The organism is Psychromonas sp. KJ10-2 (genome assembly GCF_047323255.1).
Classification (GTDB): Bacteria; Pseudomonadota; Gammaproteobacteria; order Enterobacterales; family Psychromonadaceae; genus Psychromonas.
Genome location: NZ_CP178827.1, coordinates 3,317,789 through 3,336,771 on the forward strand (window position 1 = coordinate 3,317,789; position 18,983 = coordinate 3,336,771).

Sequence of the window (18,983 nt, forward strand, 5' to 3'; positions counted from 1 at the left end):
ATATCTCATTAATAATAAAAGTTATCAATGCGATAGTGAGAATGTATTGTTAAGTTGAATTATCAGATAGATATACTACTGCAACAGCTAACTTAACAACATACCAATTTAGGTAAGGTTTGCCTTTAAAACCTTACTTTAAGCGCTTTTTTAATAAATAGTCGGTTTGGATATCTCCGCCCATATCAAAGCCGTGCTCGCCGAATTTGAAAAGCCCATTTTGTTGTAGAACTTTAATGCGGGTTGGTTATCTTCCCAAACACCTAACCATAGATATTGCTTGTTTTGTTGTTCTGCTCGAGAAACCGCAAAGTTGATTAGCTGATGGCCTAGCCCTTTACCTAAAACTTTTGGTCTAGGTAGATCTTTTCTACTTCTAATGCATCAGGGTCTGCAATATCTGTCTGGGCACTGCCAACATTAAGTTTTAAAAATCCAGCGATCTGAGCTGTTTGGTCGCTAATAGGCGCCGAATAAATAAAGTAAAATTCACTTTCTGGATTTTGTAGCTGCGTTGAAAGCAGGTTTATATTCAATGATTCTTGATAGTACTTTTGTAATAAGGCTTCACTATTACTCTCTGCAAAAGTCTGTTGGTAGGTTTCAATGGCAATGTCTCTTAATAAAGCAACCTGCGTTAAACTACATTTTTGCATATTATCTGGGATAGTTATTTGCATTATCTTCCTTAAGTCTTTAAACAAATCCTGAAATGGTCTGTTTTACATCTTAAATTAACTTATTCAGCGGGGCAAAACTTTACTCATTTAAACTGGCTTATACCAATTGTATTAAATAACTGATCTAAATTTTGCGCCGGAAAAATGGCTTAGTTTGAGGCGTAAGTTGATGTAAATGGTTGTTCCCTATACGAAACTTACAACGAAAAATAAGTTGTTTTAACAAGTAAAATAGATCAGTTACTTACTATGATTGGTATTATAGGTAATGTAAACAAGTGGTTGGTATAATAGGTATTATTGATTTTTAGTCATTAATTGAGAATATGATGGAAATAATTTTTGATGGACCTGCAACGGGTCCTTTATTCATTTTTGCACATGGAGCTGGCGCGCCTTTAAGCTCTGATTTTATGCAGCAAGTTAGTGAAGGACTAGCAAAGCAAGGCATTAGAGTTGCTCGTTTTAATTTTAATTATATGCAGCAACGAGTTGAGACAGGGAGCCCCCGACCACCTGAGCGAGCTCCCAAGCTAATTGAACAGTTTGTACAGCTCATTAATAGCTTCGAACAACCTATGGTGATAGGCGGTAAATCAATGGGCGGACGTATGGCCAGTTTAGTAATGGCTGAGCATCTCTTACCGCAAGTAAAAGGTGTTGCTTGTTTAGGGTATCCTTTTCATCCACAAGGTAAACCAGACAAACTGCGTATTGAGCATCTAGGTCAGGTTAAAGTGCCTTTGGCAATAATACAGGGCACTAGAGATAAATTAGGGAGTCAGGAAGAGGTAGCAACTTATGGTTTGCCTAATGCATTGCAATGGCATTGGTTAGAAGATGGCGATCATGATTTAAAACCGAGAGTTAAAAGTGGTTTTACACATGAGCAACATATCCAGTCTACTATCGATTATTTAGCAGACTATATTAAACAGTGCCTGTGTTTGGATAAATAAGTCTGTTTTATAGGCAGTTGTTTTAATACTATTCACTGTTTGCATAATAAATTAGCTTAATCTGCATTTATTTGTAAAAGAAGTGTGGATGTATTGTTGATTATTTTTTAAAATCGGCATTCGGTCGACATATAAGCAATGATACCTGTACTTTTCATCCATTGTCGTAAAGCATTTAGTTACAGAAGGGAGTTACATGTCAATTGATATCAAACCGCTAGCAGTTGCAGAGCGAAATGCCTGTCCAGCAGAATTTAGTTTTGGTGAAGTATTTGCCGACCATATGTTTACACAAACTTATGATGTGAATCAAAAATGGTCAAATGCTGAAATAAAACCTTATCAAACGCTGCAATTAGACCCATCAGCTTCGGTTTTACATTACGGTCAAGAGATCTTTGAAGGTATGAAAGCCTACCGTACAGAGAAAGGGGATATTCATTTATTCCGTCCTCGTGAGAACTTTAAACGTTTTAATCGTTCTGCTGCGCGTATGGTTATGCCAGAGGTCGATGTCGACTTTCACCTTAATGCATTAATGGAACTACTGAAAATAGATAATAAATGGGTACCTGAAAAAAATGGTACATCATTATATATTCGCCCAACCATGATCGCGACAGGTGCTAAATTAGGTCTAGGTGCAAGTGATAAATACCTGCACTTTATTATTACAGGCCCTGCTGGCGCGTACTTTAAAGATGGCTTTGCACCTGTTTCTGTTTATGTTGCAGATAAATACCGTCGTGCTGTTGTGGGTGGTGTTGGTGAAGCAAAAACTGGCGGTAACTACGCGGCAAGTTTATACATGTCTGAAGATGTTGCAGCACGAGGTTACTCTCAAGTACTTTGGTTAGATGCAATTCACGGTAAATATATCGAAGAAGTTGGCGCGATGAACATTTGCTTTGTTTATGGAGATCATATTGTAACACCTAAATTAAGCGGCAGTATTTTACCGAGTATTACGCGTGATTCTATTTTACAACTAGCACCTACGCTAGGTTACACTGTTTCTGAAGAGCAGGTAGCAATTGAAGATATCTTAGCTGATATTAAAAGTGGCAAAATTACTGAAGCCTTTGGTTGCGGTACGGCAGCAGTTATCTCTCCAGTAGGCCAACTATGTTGGAAAGACGTTGATTACTTTATCAATGATAATAAAGCCGGTGAAGTTTCTCGTAACTTATACGATGAACTAACAGGTATTCAGTATGGGCTTCGTGAAGATAAATTTGGTTGGATAGAAAAAGTAGAGTGCTAATCACTCACTCTTTTTTGTTACCTGCATATTATAAAGGCGCTATTTAGCGCCTTTATAATATCTACTTGATATCATATTTAAATACATTATCAATGCTATCACAAATCATATTTCTTACCCACCGATGGCCAGGCTCATCTGTGTTATCTCGATGCCATAATAAAACATAAGCCATTCCATTGAGTGGAAAAGGCAATGGGATCTGTTTAAGCGGATAGAGTTTTTGGGCATGTGGAACAAAGCTGCTTGGTAAAGTGAAAATTAAATCACTGTGCGCGCAAACACTTGCGCCACCATAAAAATCTGGCAACGTACTGATGATATTGCGCTGTTTGTTATGTCGGTCTAGTGCAAAATCAATGGCCCAAAACTTATTACCATCACAGCTTACTTGTAAGTGATTACAGGATAAATAACTCTCCATATCCCATGTGTTATTCTTAACACGTTGTAGTGCTGGGTGCTGATCATTGACTAAACAGGTTTGATGGTCACTGAATAAAATTTTATACGCTAATTCATCGGGTAAGTTATCTATCTTTAATTGTTGTCTCTCACCGTAATCTATACCTGTAATACCGAATTCAACTTTACCTTTCTGTAAATCTTGCATTGAGCCTTCTTTCCAGCCCAATACATCTAAATGGATATGACAGGCCTGTTGTAATAAAGGTCCGATAAAAGTAGGCAATAATGTCGCGTAGGCGCTTTCTAACATACTGATAGAAAAATGTCGGTCACTGTTTACAGGGTCAAAACTAGGTGCTTGTGTTAATTGATATAAACCTTGCAGTAACTTAGGTAAATGTTGTTGTAAATGCAAAGCATGTGACGTCGGCTTTAACCCATGCGCGGTCCGAGTAAATAGAGGATCCTGTAAATGTAGGCGTAAACGAGACAAACTTTTGCTCAACGCTGATTGGCTGACATTTAAACGGGTTGCCGCGCGAGTAACACTTTGCTCTTCTAAAAGGACTTGTAAGATAACTAATAAGTTAAGGTCTATTCGAGTGAGTTTATCGATATGCATAGATATTCCTATAGGGAAAATAAGAGCTGAATTAATACCATTTCTATTCATATCATAGTTGATTTACACTAGCATTGTTATCTGTTTAATGTCACAAATCGACGTTTTATATTATTTAATTTAGTTATTTTTTATTGTTCAAAGAGAGAGTTATGAGTCGTAAGTTGTTACCTATCCTAATGATGATGGTGGTGTTAAGCCCTCTGGCCATTGATATCTATTTACCATCTATGCCTGAAATGGCCGTTGAATTTGGTGTATCAGATACACAGGTTCAATCGACATTAATATTGTTTATTTTATCAATGGGGATAGGGCAGGTGTTAATTGGCCCATTGGCAGATAGATATGGCCGTAGACCGGTTGCGTTAGTCGGTATTTGTTTGTATATCGCAAGTAGTTTCTTTGCGTCAGTCGTGGTTCAGTTTGAATATTTACAACTTGCGCGTGTACTACAAGGGATTGCAGCTTGCGCTACATCGATTGTGGTATTTAGTGCCGTGAGAGATAGATTTAATGCACAACAAAGTGCGCACTATTATAGTTATTTGAATGGTGTTATTTGTGTTATTCCCGCTTTAGCACCTACCTTAGGTGGTTTTTTAGCTTTACATTTTGGTTGGAGAGCTTCGTTTATCTTTATGACTGCGTTTGCTGTTTTAGTCTTGTTTATTGTTGCCTTCAGATTACCAGAAACGCGTCCTGAACATGCTAATAATCATGCTGCTTTATACCGTTGGGCGCGTTATCAACCGGTATTAGCTAATAGTCAATTTATCTTCTATGCATTGACTTGTATGATTGGTATGGCGAGTATTTTAACCTATGTGTCTTATGCGCCGAGTTGGATCATTAAACATATAGGTTTGTCTGAATTAACCTTTAGTTACCTGTTTGGTTTTAATGCGATCATTAATATTATTGCTTGTTTTGCTGCGCCTAAAGTGATTAAAAAGGTCGGTAATCACCAAACGGTTAGTATTGCATTATGGCTGATGGTCTTATCTGGTGCGCTGCAATTAGTGCTGCAACAGTTACCTTTACTAGCCTACTAATAGGTGGATTATATTATATGTCACCTATGCTATTTTTATGTATTGGCTTTGCGCTGTTATTAGGACCAGCCACATCGATGGCGTTAAGCGCTTTTGGTGAACGAGCGGGGACGGCCAGTGCGTTATTAGGTTGTATTCAAATGACTGGCGCAGCTATATTAACTGGGTTATTACAACAAACTAGTTTAACTGGCCCTTATGCAGCTATATTAATGATTGGTGGTAGCGGTCTGTTGTTGTTAGTTATTATGACGCTACCTAAATATAAACATTGGCATCAAGAGCGTCCTAGTTACGCTTAACAACTTGCTTCAAATTTATTCGCATTCTCAGTATTAGCTTGAGATAATAACTCCATTACACTTTTGTCAATGGAGTTATGATGAAACACTTTCTACCTAAATTATCCCTCATTAGTAGTTCACTATTACTTGCTGCTTGTGTCACCTCTTCACCCACTGGACGCAATCAAGTATTGTTATTTGATGGTTCAGAAATGGCGACTTTAGGGGCAAATTCCTTTGAAGAGATAAAAAAACAGGAAACCATTAATCAAGATCCTGCAGTTAATGCGTATGTGCAATGTGTGAGTAAACAGATAACTGATACTCTAGGTGCTCAACCCGATTTCGATGAGTGGGAAGTGGTGGTTTTCGATAGTGATCAAGTTAATGCCTTTGCCTTACCAGGTGGTAAAATTGGTGTTTATACTGGTCTATTAGCTGTGGCTAAAACCCAAGATCAACTGGCGACAGTGATTGGTCATGAAATCGCACATGTGCAAGCAAATCATTCTAATGAACGTCTATCCTCAAGCCAAATTACAGGTATAGGGACTTCGGCTATTGGTGTGGCTGTGAGTGGCAGTGAATATTCTGAGATAGGCTTAGCAGCATTGGGGTTAGGTGTTCAATATGGTATCACTATGCCCTATGGCAGAGCGCAAGAATCGGAAGCCGATATCGTAGGCTTACACTTGATGAGCGAAGCGGGTTTTGACCCGGAACAAAGTGTCGAGCTATGGAAGAATATGGCGATTGCCTCGGGTGGTTCTGAGCCGATGGAGTTTTTATCTACTCACCCTTCAAATACAACGCGTATTAATGATTTACAAAGCGAATTGAAGGACCTTAAACAAACCAACGAACAAGCTCCAAATTGTCGTGCTTAATTGATTTTATTATGCAATACAAACAAAAATGCCGAATCAATTGATTCGGCATTTTTAATTAAAACATTAAATTAAAGGTTAGATAGAATTGCATCTACCGATGCTTTTGCATCACCTAATAACATTTCAGAGTTCTCATTAAAGAACAGTGGGTTTTGTACGCCAGCGTAACCAGCACCCATTGAACGTTTAAATACAACGACTTTCTCAGCTTCCCAAACGTTAAGTACTGGCATACCTGAAATCGGTGTACCTGGCTCATTTGCCGCTGGGTTAACTGTATCATTTGCACCAATAACTAATACTACATCAGTTTCAGGGAAATCTTCGTTGATCTCATCCATCTCTAATACGATATCGTAAGGGACTTTTGATTCAGCAAGTAATACGTTCATGTGGCCTGGTAAACGACCTGCAACTGGGTGAATACCGAAACGTACGTTTTTACCTTTAGCACGTAATTGCTTAGTAATTTCAGCTACAGGGTATTGCGCTTGTGCTACAGCCATACCGTAACCAGGTACGATGATGATGTTTTTAGCCGCTTTTAGAGACTCAGCTACTTGTTGTGCTGTTGTTTCTGTGTGCTCACCGTACTCTTGATCGCCTTGTGCAAACTCTTCATTTCCGAAGCCACCTAAGATTACGCTTACAAATGAACGATTCATCGCTTTACACATGATGTAAGAAAGAATCGCACCACTTGAACCTACTAATGCACCAGTGATGATAAGTAAGTCATTTGCTAGCATGAAACCAGTTGCTGCCGCAGCCCAACCAGAGTAAGAGTTAAGCATTGATACTACTACTGGCATATCTGCACCACCAATAGAAGCTACTAAATGCCAACCAAATGCTAATGCAATCACAGTCATAATGATAAGTGCTGTTAAGCCTAAATCACCGCTAACAAAAGCAACTAATAATAGTGCTGCTGCTGTCACTGCTGCAATGTTGATCCAGTTTTTACCAGGTAGAGATAAAGCTGCACTGTTTACTTTACCGCTTAGTTTACCGTATGCAACGATAGAACCAGTGAAAGTAACTGCACCAATAAAGATACCTAAGAATACTTCTACATCATGAATAGTTTGTGCAGCAGGTGCTAAAACAGCATGATCTAAGTATGAGTTGAAACCGATGAAAGTTGCAGCTAAACCAACGAAGCTATGTAAGATAGCGATTAGTTCAGGCATTGAAGTCATTTCAACTTTTAATGCTAAACGCACACCGATACCAGCACCAACTGCCATTGCGATAGTGATGTAACCTAAGCCACTCACTTGTGAGCTAGCAATAGTTGCACCGATCGCGATGATCATACCGATAATACCGAATAGGTTACCGCGTTTTGCGCTTTCTTGGCTGCTTAAGCCGTTAAGACTACCAATGAATAGGATAGCTGAAATGATGTACGCAGCTGTAATTAATCCTTGAGACATGTTTATTTATCCTTCTGGAACATTTTCAACATACGGTGTGTTACGGTGAAACCGCCCACTATGTTGATGGTTGCAATAAGAATTGCAATCGTTGAAAGAGCTGTGACGACGTTGTTGTCACTACCAACTTGTAGCAATGCACCGATGATGATGATGCCACTGATTGCGTTTGTTACACTCATTAAAGGTGTATGTAGTGAATGTGCAACATTCCAAACGACACCGTAACCAACAATACATGCCAGAATAAATACAGTGAAGTGTGCTAGGAAGTCTGTAGGTGCAACACTTGCTAACCAGCCAAATAGACCAGCAGCAACAACAGCAGCAGCAGGTTTAATCCATTTGTTTGGTTCTTTTTCTTCAACAACTTCTTCTACTTTTTCTTCCGCTTTTGGGGATGGTGCAGCACTTACGTTAATTGCTGGTGGTGGCCAAGAAATTTCACCTTCTTTAACAACCGTTGCACCACGGATAACTTCATCTTCGAAGTCGATATCAATTTGACCGTCTTTGTTTTTACAAAGCAGTTTCATCAAGTTAACTAGGTTTGTTGCGTACAGTTGGCTTGATTGTGTTGGTAAACGACTTGGTAGGTCAGTGTAACCAATGATTTTAACGCCATTTTCAGTTTCAAACACTTCGTCTTTCACTGTTAATGCTGCGTTACCGCCAGCAGCTGCTGCTAAATCAACAATCACGCTACCTGGTTTCATTGATTTGATCATATCTTCAGAAATGATCTTAGGTGCTGGTTTACCTGGGATAAGTGCCGTTGTGATGATGATATCAACATCTTTAGCTTGTTCAGCCATCATTTCAGCTTGCGCTTTTTGATAACCTTCACTCATTGTTTTAGCGTAACCCGTTGTACTTACTTCTGTTTCCTCAACGTAATCGACCTCAAGGAATTCACCGCCCATACTTTCGATTTGCTCTTTTACTTCAGGGCGAGTATCGAATGCACGAACGATTGCACCAAGGCTACCAGCAGCACCAAGAGCAGCTAGACCAGCAACACCAGCACCAACGATCAATACTTTAGCAGGTGGAACTTTACCCGCAGCAGTGATTTGACCTGTAAAGAAACGACCAAATTGGTTGGCAGCTTCGATAACAGCACGGTAACCAGCAATATTTGCCATTGAACTTAGTGCATCTAATGCTTGTGCTCGAGAAGTACGAGGAACACTATCCATCGCGATAACGCTGATGTTTTTAGCTTCCAGTTGCTTTAATAGTTCTGGGTTTTGAGCAGGCCAAATAAAGCTTACTAATGTAGCGCCTTCTTTGATTAATTGAATCTCTGCTTGAGTCGGTGCATTAACTTTAAAGATAATGTCTGATTGTAAAATTGCTTCAGCTTCTGTGCTAATTTCAGCACCCGCTTCTTGGTAAGATGAATCAGAAAAGCTTGCCGCTGATCCTGCGTTTTGTTCTACAAGAAATGTGAAACCTTGTTTAATTAGTAGTGCAACAGTACTAGGTGTTGCCGCTACACGGTTTTCATTTTCTTGGATCTCTCTAGGTATACCTATCTGCATAGTAATTCCATGATCGCTTATTGTTAAAGATTGTTATCGAGGTTTATTTTGGGTGTCATTTAAAAAATGCAGCTGACCTAAATCACCTGCATTTTTTAAATAGCGCTAACACCACAAAGCCAGATAACGCGTTTGATTGTTTTATAAACTTGTCGAGTTGATTGTGTATTACGACAATTTTCAGCAGGTTAAAGCTTAGTGAAAAATACGGGGAACGCCACCATTTTAAGGTTCTTTACATAGTTTTTATGCTACATAAAGGTTACTTAATATAACCATTGATAATAAGTAACCTCAATTGTAAATCTAATGTTAACAAATAAATACAAGAGATTAATTTTCATACTCAATTGTTAAATTTTATAAAAAAGGGGAGGACATTCAAAACTAACACGTAATTCCGTAGATGGATGGGTAAGAGTGATACTAGCCGCATGCAATGCTAAACGATTTGGTGAATATTGCTTACCAAATGCAGTTGCATAAAACTCATCACCAACAATAGGGTGACCTAATTGTTGCATGTGCACACGTAATTGATGTGTTCTTCCCGTTAACGGCGTTAATTTAACGAGGGTAGTTTGTTGTTCTCTTTTGACCACTTGCCATTCAGTTTGAGAGCTTTTACCCTGTTCAAAATCAACAATTTGGCGCGGTCTATTTTCCCAGTCACAACGTATAGGCAAGTCAATTAAGCCACTATCTTCTTTAATAATCCCCTCTACACGAGCGAAGTAGGTTTTATCGATGACTTTTTGTTGAAATTGACGCCCCATATGACTTTGTGCTGATTTACGTAAGGCTAAAATAATAATGCCAGAGGTTGCCATATCTAATCTATGCACTACACAAGCTTCAGGCCATACACGTAAAACACGTAACGCTAAACTGTCTTTATGCCAAGGATCTCTGCCTGGTACGCTTAATAATCCAGAGGGCTTATTGAGTACAACAATATCTTGATCCTGATGAATAATATTCAAATAAGGGGACATTGGTGGGTTATAAACAAAATTAGGCATAGTGGTTACCGATGTAATGAACAGTACAGGTTAAGAGTTACTTAATAACCTGTACTTGTTAATGCTAGATTAAGTGTGAGTTGAGACGATGAAACGGATTGCATCTAATTTCAGCTGTGTATTATCTAAAATCTGTTCAAAGTTAGTTTGTTGATCACGAATATGTTGGATCTCTTCTTCACGGATATTAGGGTTCACCGCTTTTAATGCTAATAAACGATCTCTTTCTTGTTGTAGCGTATGTTGCATATTTTGTTTCGCTTCATCAAGAATGTCTGCCATTAACGATTGTGCTGTTGGCAGTGATTGTTTAATTAGCTGATGAATTAATGCTTGTGAAGCATTCGCCACTTTGCGACTAATATGACGATTAATCGGCGTTAATTGGCGATCAAAACTATCAAAAGTTACATTCTCACCCAAGTTTTTAGCATTCTTATCTAATAAGAGGCGAATTGGTGTTGTTGGTAAGAAGCGACTTAATTGTGCATTATCAGTATTTAACGCTTCAACAACATAGATTAACTCTAGGAATGTTGAAGCAGCCGGTAATGAGTTATTTTTTAAGATGGCAACAGAAGTGGTACCTGTATCTGAACTTAATACCATCTCCATACCATGGCTGATCAAAGGGTGTTCCCAGGTTAAATAGGAAACATCATCGCGACTTAATGCCGTTTGACGATTAAATGTCACCGTTACCCCTTCTTCTGGTAACCCTGGGTAATCACTTGCTAACATATTACTGGTCGGTTTCAAGATTAAGCATTGATCGCTGCTATCTTCTTGCTGCACACCTAAGACATCAAACATCTGTAGTGCAAAGCCAGTGAAGTGCGGTAGCTGATCAATCTGCGTCATATCATCAAGTAAGTTACTGTTTTGTAAAACACCGCTAGAGTTAATCTCTAATAACTTATCTCTACCTTGCTCTAAATTGGCTTTCAGTTCTGAATTAAGTGTTGCAGTGCGTTTAATTAATTGCGCTAATTGGTCTTGATCATTTTCACCTGTGGCCAATAAATTAATGAGTTCATCTTTTACTGATTCATAAACAGTATGGCCTGTTGGTGTTGTTTGTGTGAAAGCAGATAAACCTTGCTCATACCATTGTTGCAAAAACTCCTGAGAAGTGTCTTTAAGGTATGGCGTATAAATCTGGATATCACAACGTTGGCCAATACGGTCTAATCGGCCAATTCGTTGCTCAAGCAAATCAGGGTTAATTGGCAGATCAAATAATACTAAGTGATGTGAGAACTGGAAATTACGACCTTCAGAACCAATCTCAGAACAGACCATTACCTGTGCACCATCTTCTATTTGTGCAAAGTATGCCGCTGCTTTATCGCGCTCAATGAGTGATAAACCTTCGTGGAAAACAGCCGCTTTGATCGCTTCACGTGTACGCAATGCTTCTTCAATAGCTAATGCCGTTTGTGCTTGAGCGGCAATGATCAGTATTTTTTCGTCTTTGTTTTGCTGAACAAGATCAATGATCCAACTAATACGCGGATCAAATGCACACCAAGAGTTATCAGTGGAAGCTTCAAAAGCTTGATAGATTTGTTCAGGGTAAAGAGCAGAGAAGGCTTGTTCTTCAAGATTACCCACAGGCATCATTTTTGATACTTTAAGTGCGGTTTTATATTGATCAGGTAAAGTTAACGCAACTGATTTTAATAAACGCTTAGGGAAACCTTTGATCGCAGAGCGTGTATTTCTAAATAATAAACGCCCTGTACCGTGTCTATCTAATAAACCGCGGATCAATTCTCGCTGTGCCACCTGTTGTTGCTCTGGGTCTATTGTAATATCTGAAATGGTTTTAAGTAATGGCTCTACATCCTGTTCTGATAACAGCTCAGTAATGCTGTTTTTAGCTTGATCGGTTAAGATCTTACCATCAAGTAGTTGGTTAACTGCCTCGACCACAGGTTTATAACCCGCTTCCTCGTTTACAAAAGCTTGGTAATCATAAAAACGGTTTGGATCAAGCAAACGCAAACGTGCAAAGTGACTTTCATGCCCTAGCTGGTCTGGCGTTGCTGTTAATAATAATACACCTGGAATTTCGTTCGCTAATTTCTCAACTGCGTTATATTGTGGGCTAGGTTTCTCTTTATCCCAAATCAGATGATGTGCTTCATCAACGATCATAAGATCCCAAGTAGCTAACAATGCATTCTTTAAGTGCTTTTGTTTACGTAATAAGTCAATGCTGCATAGTACCAGCTGCTCAGTATCAAAAGGGTTAACAGCATCTAAATAAGCTTCTTCGCAACGTGATTCATCAAAAATACTAAAATGTAAGTTAAAACGGCGCAGCATTTCAACTAGCCATTGATGCTGTAGGTTTTCAGGTAAAACAATTAAGACACGTTTTGCCCGACCAGTAATCAATTGTTGATGCATAATCAGGCCAGCTTCAATGGTTTTACCTAGGCCAACTTCATCCGCTAGTAAAATACGTGGCGCATGGCGTTGACCTACTTCTTCTGCAATATAAAACTGATGAGGGATAAGGTCGACACGTGCACCTAATAAACCACGTAAGTGAGAACGTTGTTGCTCATGTTGATTCAATAAAGATTTATAACGCAATACAAAGCGATCAAACTTATCAATCTGACCTGCGAACAACTTATCTTGTGGTTTATTAAACTTAATAAAGTTATTTAGAAAGGTTTCTCTTAATTGGGTTTCTTCACCGGTATCTTTACGTGTACCGATATAAGTAATGATATTTTCGTCTTCTTGTATATCTGTTACTAATAAAGACCAATCAGCATGGCTTAATACTTCATCACCAATATTGAAACGAACACGTGTTACTGGCGCTTCTTCTATCGAATAAAGACGTTGTTCTCCTGAAGCTGCAAATAACAGCGTTAACATGCGTCCTTCTATTGCGACTACTGTACCTAACCCTAACTCTGATTCAGCGTCACTAATCCAACGCTGGCCTAACGAAAATGTCATAAAAACTCACTCATCAATTGTAACTAAACAAAACTTAATAGCAGAAAAGGCGCGTATGTTACCTAAATCCTATTCAAAGGTACTAGTGATAAATCTAATAAATAGATAAAAATAAAAATAGCATATAAATGAAGAGGAATAGGTGGTTTGTATGTTAATTAAGCAAACGATATTAAATTGCAAATAATCGTAATAAAACGCTTGCCAATGTGATCTTAATCCCTATAATGCGCACCCACAGACACGGGACGGAACGCAAGTTACCCAGCGAGTTTGAGAACAAAACAAACGCAGTAAACGCTTCGAAGTTCGCTTCGAAATAAAGTTGAAAATTAACGTTGACATTGTTCGAAAGGCGCGTAATATACGCCGCCTAGCCGAAAGGCCGCTCTTTAACAATTTAATCAAACAATCTGTGTGAGCACTTATTGTTGATGTGATTTCAAATTAGAAATCCTAACTTAGTTAGGTAACATCAATACTTAGTGACACACGAATTAATTCATTAATTCAGAATAACATTGTACTTCGGTACATAGTTTTAGTCAGTAATATTGAGTCGCAACTTAGGTTGCAAATTAAACTTTAAATTGAAGAGTTTGATCATGGCTCAGATTGAACGCTGGCGGCAGGCTTAACACATGCAAGTCGAACGGTAACAGAAAGTAGCTTGCTACTTTGCTGACGAGTGGCGGACGGGTGAGTAATGCTTGGGAATATGCCTTATGGTGGGGGACAACAGTTGGAAACGACTGCTAATACCGCATAACATCTCCGGATCAAAGTGGGGGACCTTCGGGCCTCACGCCATAAGAGTAGCCCAAGTGGGATTAGCTAGTTGGTAAGGTAATGGCTTACCAAGGCGACGATCCCTAGTTGGTCTTAGAGGATGACCAGCCACACTGGAACTGAGACACGGTCCAGACTCCTACGGGAGGCAGCAGTGGGGAATATTGCACAATGGGCGCAAGCCTGATGCAGCCATGCCGCGTGTGTGAAGAAGGCTTTCGGGTTGTAAAGCACTTTCAGCGAGGAGGAAAGGTTGTACTTTAATAGAGTGCAGCTGTGACGTTACTCGCAGAAGAAGCACCGGCTAACTCCGTGCCAGCAGCCGCGGTAATACGGAGGGTGCGAGCGTTAATCGGAATTACTGGGCGTAAAGCGCGCGTAGGCGGTTAATTAAGTCAGATGTGAAATCCCAGGGCTCAACCTTGGAACTGCATTTGAAACTGGTTAACTAGAGTTTTGTAGAGGGTGGTAGAATTTCAGGTGTAGCGGTGAAATGCGTAGAGATCTGAAGGAATACCAGTGGCGAAGGCGGCCACCTGGACAAAGACTGACGCTGAGGCGCGAAGGCGTGGGGAGCAAACGGGATTAGATACCCTGGTAGTCCACGCAGTAAACGATGTCTATTAGAATTTTGTGGCTATATGCTGTGGGATTCAAAGCTAACGCATTAAATAGACCGCCTGGGGAGTACGGCCGCAAGGTTAAAACTCAAATGAATTGACGGGGGCCCGCACAAGCGGTGGAGCATGTGGTTTAATTCGATGCAACGCGAAGAACCTTACCATCCCTTGACATCCAGAGAATCTGTTAGAGATAGTAGAGTGCCTTCGGGAACTCTGAGACAGGTGCTGCATGGCTGTCGTCAGCTCGTGTTGTGAAATGTTGGGTTAAGTCCCGCAACGAGCGCAACCCTTATCCTTATTTGCCAGCGGGTTATGCCGGGAACTCTAGGGACACTGCCGGTGATAAACCGGAGGAAGGTGGGGACGACGTCAAGTCATCATGGCCCTTACGGGATGGGCTACACACGTGCTACAATGGCAAATACAAAGGGCAGCTAACCAGCGATGGTATGCGAATCTCCTAAAGTTTGTCGTAGTCCGGATCGGAGTCTGCAACTCGACTCCGTGAAGTTGGAATCGCTAGTAATCGTGGATCAGAATGCCACGGTGAATACGTTCCGGGCCTTGTACACACCGCCCGTCACACCATGGGAGTGGGCTGCACCAGAAGTCATTAGCTTAACCTTCGGGATGGCGATGACCACGGTGTGGTTCATGACTGGGGTGAAGTCGTAACAAGGTAGCCCTAGGGGAACCTGGGGCTGGATCACCTCCTTACGTAAAGAAACACATTGACAAGCCTTTCGGTGAATTTGCTTAGGCAAATAAACCTGTCGGCATGAGTTTTTGCTCCGCAAATACTCATCGAGTGCCCACACAGATTGTTTGATTAGAAAGTAAAGAGACGTATAGATAGACTCTAGATGGGTCTGTAGCTCAGTTGGTTAGAGCGCACCCCTGATAAGGGTGAGGTCGGCAGTTCGAATCTGCCCAGACCCACCAATTTCTTGTATTGAAATTGGATTGCTATTTATACAAACCATGTTGGGGCTATAGCTCAGCTGGGAGAGCGCCTGCCTTGCACGCAGGAGGTCTGCGGTTCGATCCGCATAGCTCCACCACTTCATTTAAACGAAGTGACCAACATGTGAGAAGCCTTAGATAAACAACACATTTTATCTAAGGCTTTTTTTAACGAAAAAGTCTGCTCTTTAACAATTAGGAAAGCTGATAAATGTTCTTATTTATCGCACAAAAACAATGAGTTACTTGTAACTTGATTGGTGTGATAAATAAAACGAAATGTTTAATTCATTAACGTGAATTAAACAAGTTCTCAATATTAAAACTCAGGTTTTAGTATTGTAATCAAGCAAATAGTTCATTTTTACGAAGTAAATGTGAACACAAATGCGCATTACATGCAAATGTAATGAGTACGTATCTACACACTCTTAGAGTGTTAGGTGCACGAAAAACGTAAACGTTTTTCATATGTAAATATGAGAGTCGCAAGCGTCTTGGAAACAACATACACATTTAGACACTGTTTAGGTGTTGTATGGTTAAGTGAATAAGCGTGCACGGTGGATGCCTAGGCAATTAGAGGCGATGAAGGACGTGGTAATCTGCGATAAGTCCAGGGAGTTGATAACAAGCGTTATATCCTGGAATTTCCGAATGGGGCAACCCGGCACTTAGTGTCATCGTTATGTGAATACATAGCATAGCGAAGCAAACGAGGGGAACTGAAACATCTAAGTACCCTTAGGAAAAGAAATCAACCGAGATTCCGACAGTAGCGGCGAGCGAAATCGGAACAGCCCTTAAGCTGTTTAAAAGTTAGTGGAAGGCTCTGGAAAGTGCCACGGTACAGGGTGATAGTCCCGTACACAAAAACTTCTTTACAGTGAAAACGAGTAAGTCGGGACACGAGAAATCCTGATTGAATATGGGGGGACCATCCTCCAAGGCTAAATACTCCTAATTGACCGATAGTGAACCAGTACCGTGAGGGAAAGGCGAAAAGAACCCCTGTGAGGGGAGTGAAATAGAACCTGAAACCGTGTACGTACAAGCAGTAGGAGCGGATTTATTCCGTGACTGCGTACCTTTTGTATAATGGGTCAACGACTTAATTTCAGTAGCAAGGTTAACCATTTAGGGGAGCCGTAGGGAAACCGAGTCTTAACTGGGCGAATAGTTGCTGGGATTAGACCCGAAACTTGGTGATCTAGCCATGAGCAGGTTGAAGATTGAGTAACATCAATTGGAGGACCGAACCCACTAATGTTGAAAAATTAGGGGATGACTTGTGGCTGGGGGTGAAAGGCCAATCAAACCAAGAGATAGCTGGTTCTCCTCGAAAGCTATTTAGGTAGCGCCTCATGTATCACTGTTGGGGGTAGAGCACTGTTAAGGCTAGGGGGTCATCCCGACTTACCAACCCTTTGCAAACTCCGAATACCAACAAGTGCAATCATGGGAGACACACGGCGGGTGCTAACGTCCGTCGTGGAAAGGGAAACAACCCAGACCGCCAGCTAAGGTCCCAAAGTATATGTTAAGTGGGAAACGATGTGGGAAGGCTTAGACAGCTAGGAAGTTGGCTTAGAAGCAGCCATCTTTTAAAGAAAGCGTAATAGCTCACTAGTCGAGTCGGCCTGCGCGGAAGATTTAACGGGGCTAAACATATCACCGAAGCTGCGGACGCGTATTTATACGCGTGGTAGAGGAGCGTTCTGTAAGCCGTCGAAGGGAAAGGTGTAAACCATCCTGGAGGTATCAGAAGTGCGAATGTTGACATGAGTAACGATAAGGGGGTGAAAAACCTCCCCGCCGGAAGACCAAGGGTTCCTGTCCAACGTTAATCGGGGCAGGGTGAGTCGACCCCTAAGGCGAGGCCGAAAGGCGTAGTCGATGGGAAACGGGTTAATATTCCCGTACCCTTATATTTTGCGATGGGAGGACGGAGAAGGCTAGGTGGGCCTGGCGATGGTTGTCCAGGTTCAAGCGTGTAGGTAGGTGACTTAGGTAAATCCGGGTTGCTATATACTGAGACGCGATGTCGAGCTACTAAGGTAGTGAAGTCATTGATGCCATACTTCCAGGAAAAGTCTCTAAGCTTCAGAAATATGAGGATCGTACCCCAAACCGACACAGGTGGTCAGGTAGAGAATACCAAGGCGCTTGAGAGAACTCGGGTGAAGGAACTAGGCAAAATGGTACCGTAACTTCGGGAGAAGGTACGCCCTTGACGGTGATGAGACTTGCTCTCTAAGCTGTTGGGGGCCGAAGATACCAGATGGCTGCAACTGTTTATTAAAAACACAGCACTCTGCTAAATCGTAAGATGACGTATAGGGTGTGACGCCTGCCCGGTGCCGGAAGGTTAATTGATGTGGTTAGACTTAGGTCGAAGCTATTGATCGAAGCCCTGGTAAACGGCGGCCGTAACTATAACGGTCCTAAGGTAGCGAAATTCCTTGTCGGGTAAGTTCCGACCTGCACGAATGGCGTAATGATGGCCATGCTGTCTCCACCCGAGACTCAGTGAAGTTGAAATCGCAGTGAAGATGCTGTGTACCCGCGGCTAGACGGAAAGACCCCGTGAACCTTTACTATAGCTTAGCAGTGAACTTAGAGCCTACATGTGTAGGATAGGTGGGAGGCTTTGAAACCGCGTCGCCAGATGCGGTGGAGCCGACCTTGAAATACCACCCTTGTATGTTTTGAGTTCTAACCATGGCCCCTGAATCGGGGTTTGGGACACTGTTTGGTGGGTAGTTTGACTGGGGCGGTCTCCTCCCAAAGAGTAACGGAGGAGTACGAAGGTTGGCTAATCACGGTCGGACATCGTGAGGTTAGTACAATGGTATAAGCCAGCTTAACTGCGAGACAGACACGTCGAGCAGGTACGAAAGTAGGTCATAGTGATCCGGTGGTTCTGAATGGAAGGGCCATCGCTCAACGGATAAAAGGTACTCCGGGGATAACAGGCTGATACCGCCCAAGAGTTCATATCGACGGCGGTGTTTGGCACCTCGATGTCGGCTCATCACATCCTGGGGCTGAAGTCGGTCCCAAGGGTATGGCTGTTCGCCATTTAAAGTGGTACGCGAGCTGGGTTTAGAACGTCGTGAGACAGTTCGGTCCCTATCTGCCGTGGGCGTTTGAGAATTGAGAGGAGCTGCTCCTAGTACGAGAGGACCGGAGTGGACGAACCGCTGGTGTTCGGGTTGTTATGCCAATAGCATTGCCCGGTAGCTACGTTCGGAATCGATAACCGCTGAAAGCATCTAAGCGGGAAGCGAGCCTCAAGATGAGTTCTCACTGGAACTTTAAGTTCCCTAAAGGGCCGTTGGAGACTACAACGTTGATAGGCAAGGTGTGTAAGTGCGGCAACGTATTGAGCTAACTTGTACTAATTACCCGTGAGGCTTAACCATACAACACCTAAGTAGTGTTGTTATGTGACCAAGA

10 protein-coding genes, 2 tRNA genes, 2 rRNA genes and 1 pseudogene are annotated in these 18,983 nt (G+C 41.4%); 8 read left to right on the plus strand and 7 right to left on the minus strand.

Annotation, left to right across the window (positions count from 1 at the left end; translation table 11 throughout):
* Nucleotides 1-150: 150 nt before the first annotated feature.
* Together ACLKL2_RS16215 and ACLKL2_RS16220 are read right to left on the minus strand one after the other, a co-directional pair.
* Nucleotides 151-381 carry a GNAT family N-acetyltransferase gene (locus tag ACLKL2_RS16215; protein ID WP_413694348.1) on the minus strand — a complete coding sequence of 77 codons (231 nt, stop codon included), beginning with the start codon at nucleotides 379-381 and terminating at the stop codon, nucleotides 151-153.
* Nucleotides 342-680, minus strand: a complete 339-nt coding sequence (locus tag ACLKL2_RS16220; protein ID WP_413692481.1) for a hypothetical protein — start codon at nucleotides 678-680, stop codon at nucleotides 342-344. Before ACLKL2_RS16220 ends, ACLKL2_RS16215 begins: the two co-directional genes overlap by 40 nt.
* A gap of 326 nt (nucleotides 681-1,006) precedes the next feature.
* Here ACLKL2_RS16220 and ACLKL2_RS16225 point away from each other — a divergent pair, with 326 nt between their 5' ends.
* Together ACLKL2_RS16225 and ACLKL2_RS16230 are read left to right on the plus strand one after the other, a co-directional pair.
* Nucleotides 1,007-1,639 carry an alpha/beta family hydrolase gene (locus ACLKL2_RS16225; protein WP_413692482.1) on the plus strand — a complete coding sequence of 211 codons (633 nt, stop codon included), beginning with the start codon at nucleotides 1,007-1,009 and terminating at the stop codon, nucleotides 1,637-1,639.
* Nucleotides 1,640-1,835: 196 nt separating this feature from the next.
* Complete coding sequence (locus ACLKL2_RS16230; RefSeq protein ID WP_413692483.1) at nucleotides 1,836-2,903, plus strand: branched-chain amino acid aminotransferase; 1,068 nt, start codon at nucleotides 1,836-1,838, stop codon at nucleotides 2,901-2,903.
* 61 nt (nucleotides 2,904-2,964) lie between these two features.
* Here ACLKL2_RS16230 and ACLKL2_RS16235 read toward each other — a convergent pair whose 3' ends face one another.
* Nucleotides 2,965-3,933, minus strand: coding sequence for a LysR family transcriptional regulator (locus ACLKL2_RS16235; RefSeq protein WP_413692484.1), 969 nt, complete (start codon nucleotides 3,931-3,933; stop codon nucleotides 2,965-2,967).
* 152 nt (nucleotides 3,934-4,085) lie between these two features.
* Here ACLKL2_RS16235 and ACLKL2_RS16240 point away from each other — a divergent pair.
* Both ACLKL2_RS16240 and ACLKL2_RS16245 read left to right on the plus strand, forming a co-directional pair.
* Nucleotides 4,086-5,290: pseudogene (locus ACLKL2_RS16240) on the plus strand (multidrug effflux MFS transporter).
* Nucleotides 5,291-5,367: 77 nt separating this feature from the next.
* On the plus strand, nucleotides 5,368-6,159 hold the full coding sequence (locus tag ACLKL2_RS16245) for a M48 family metallopeptidase (protein ID WP_413692485.1): 792 nt from the start codon (nucleotides 5,368-5,370) through the stop codon (nucleotides 6,157-6,159).
* Between the two features lie 71 nt (nucleotides 6,160-6,230).
* Here ACLKL2_RS16245 and pntB read toward each other — a convergent pair whose 3' ends face one another.
* The 4 genes from pntB to rapA form a co-directional block, all read right to left on the minus strand.
* Nucleotides 6,231-7,601 carry a Re/Si-specific NAD(P)(+) transhydrogenase subunit beta gene (gene pntB, locus ACLKL2_RS16250; protein ID WP_113817837.1) on the minus strand — a complete coding sequence of 457 codons (1,371 nt, stop codon included), beginning with the start codon at nucleotides 7,599-7,601 and terminating at the stop codon, nucleotides 6,231-6,233.
* A gap of 2 nt (nucleotides 7,602-7,603) precedes the next feature.
* Entirely contained in the window at nucleotides 7,604-9,145 is a 1,542-nt protein-coding gene (locus ACLKL2_RS16255; RefSeq protein ID WP_413692486.1) for a Re/Si-specific NAD(P)(+) transhydrogenase subunit alpha, read from the minus strand.
* Nucleotides 9,146-9,498: 353 nt separating this feature from the next.
* Nucleotides 9,499-10,167: an RluA family pseudouridine synthase gene (locus ACLKL2_RS16260; protein ID WP_413692487.1), complete on the minus strand. Its 669-nt coding sequence runs from the start codon at nucleotides 10,165-10,167 to the stop codon at nucleotides 9,499-9,501.
* A 69-nt stretch (nucleotides 10,168-10,236) separates the two neighbouring features.
* Complete coding sequence (gene rapA / locus ACLKL2_RS16265) at nucleotides 10,237-13,149, minus strand: RNA polymerase-associated protein RapA (RefSeq protein WP_413692488.1); 2,913 nt, start codon at nucleotides 13,147-13,149, stop codon at nucleotides 10,237-10,239.
* A 587-nt stretch (nucleotides 13,150-13,736) separates the two neighbouring features.
* Between rapA and ACLKL2_RS16270 the strand changes: the two genes are divergently transcribed.
* From ACLKL2_RS16270 to ACLKL2_RS16285, 4 genes are all read left to right on the plus strand, one after another.
* Nucleotides 13,737-15,278, plus strand: a 16S ribosomal RNA gene (locus ACLKL2_RS16270).
* Between the two features lie 148 nt (nucleotides 15,279-15,426).
* Nucleotides 15,427-15,503 (plus strand) — tRNA-Ile (locus tag ACLKL2_RS16275).
* A gap of 44 nt (nucleotides 15,504-15,547) precedes the next feature.
* Nucleotides 15,548-15,622 (plus strand) — tRNA-Ala (locus tag ACLKL2_RS16280).
* Nucleotides 15,623-16,064: 442 nt separating this feature from the next.
* Nucleotides 16,065-18,949: ribosomal RNA gene (locus ACLKL2_RS16285) — 23S ribosomal RNA — on the plus strand.
* The 16S and 23S rRNA genes sit together here with 2 tRNA genes alongside, the layout of an rRNA operon.
* The last annotated feature ends 34 nt before the right edge of the window (nucleotides 18,950-18,983 follow it).

What these genes read in the sequence shown, in the direction of transcription:
- ACLKL2_RS16260 (WP_413692487.1), bottom strand. Translation starts at nt 10,167, where the DNA reads ATGCCTAATTTTGTTTATAACCCACCAATGTCCCCTTATTTGAATATT.
- rapA (WP_413692488.1), bottom strand. Translation starts at nt 13,149, where the DNA reads ATGACATTTTCGTTAGGCCAGCGTTGGATTAGTGACGCTGAATCAGAG.
- ACLKL2_RS16230 (WP_413692483.1), top strand. Translation starts at nt 1,836, where the DNA reads ATGTCAATTGATATCAAACCGCTAGCAGTTGCAGAGCGAAATGCCTGT.
- ACLKL2_RS16220 (WP_413692481.1), bottom strand. Translation starts at nt 680, where the DNA reads ATGCAAATAACTATCCCAGATAATATGCAAAAATGTAGTTTAACGCAG.
- ACLKL2_RS16235 (WP_413692484.1), bottom strand. Translation starts at nt 3,933, where the DNA reads ATGCATATCGATAAACTCACTCGAATAGACCTTAACTTATTAGTTATC.
- ACLKL2_RS16255 (WP_413692486.1), bottom strand. Translation starts at nt 9,145, where the DNA reads ATGCAGATAGGTATACCTAGAGAGATCCAAGAAAATGAAAACCGTGTA.
- ACLKL2_RS16225 (WP_413692482.1), top strand. Translation starts at nt 1,007, where the DNA reads ATGATGGAAATAATTTTTGATGGACCTGCAACGGGTCCTTTATTCATT.
- pntB (WP_113817837.1), bottom strand. Translation starts at nt 7,601, where the DNA reads ATGTCTCAAGGATTAATTACAGCTGCGTACATCATTTCAGCTATCCTA.
- ACLKL2_RS16245 (WP_413692485.1), top strand. Translation starts at nt 5,368, where the DNA reads ATGATGAAACACTTTCTACCTAAATTATCCCTCATTAGTAGTTCACTA.